The sequence below is a fragment of the Eubacterium ramulus ATCC 29099 genome (assembly GCF_000469345.1).
In the GTDB taxonomy this organism is placed as follows: domain Bacteria; phylum Bacillota; class Clostridia; order Lachnospirales; family Lachnospiraceae; genus Eubacterium_I; species Eubacterium_I ramulus.
Window position 1 is genome coordinate 11588 of record NZ_KI271103.1, and the last position, 423, is coordinate 12010.

Sequence of the window (423 nt, forward strand, 5' to 3'; positions counted from 1 at the left end):
GCCCACAAGAATGGGAATAGTTGAGATACTAACGGAGCTTTCCAAAGCCGTCTGCCTGCTTGTAAAAAAATGACACACAGTAAAGGGGGTGCATAGATTATGAACAATACTGATGTGCCAATCTGGGAAAAATATACTCTGACGATTGAAGAAGCGTCTAAATACTTCCGCATTGGCGAAAAGAAATTGCGTAAATTAGCCGAAGAAAATCTTGACGCTGGCTGGGTTATCGTGAACGGTAATCGTATTCAGATTAAGCGAAAACAATTTGAAAAAATCATAGATACATTGGACGAAATCTAATGTCATTGAGCCGTAGATATGGTATAATAAGGTATAGCGTATCACGGCTCATTCCATGACGGAAAGGAGCTTTACACTATGTCTAATGTAAAACGAAAAGACAGTAAAAATCGCAATTTG

Annotated in this window: 1 protein-coding gene; it reads left to right on the forward strand. The window is 38.8% G+C overall.

The window, feature by feature from the left end:
• Positions 1 to 99 precede the first annotated feature (99 nt).
• Positions 100 to 303 (forward strand): excisionase, encoded by a 204-nt coding sequence (locus tag HMPREF0373_RS04575; RefSeq protein WP_002347229.1) that lies wholly within the window; start codon positions 100 to 102, stop codon positions 301 to 303.
• The last annotated feature ends 120 nt before the right edge of the window (positions 304 to 423 follow it).

What these genes read in the sequence shown, in the direction of transcription:
- HMPREF0373_RS04575 (WP_002347229.1), top strand. Translation starts at nt 100, where the DNA reads ATGAACAATACTGATGTGCCAATCTGGGAAAAATATACTCTGACGATT.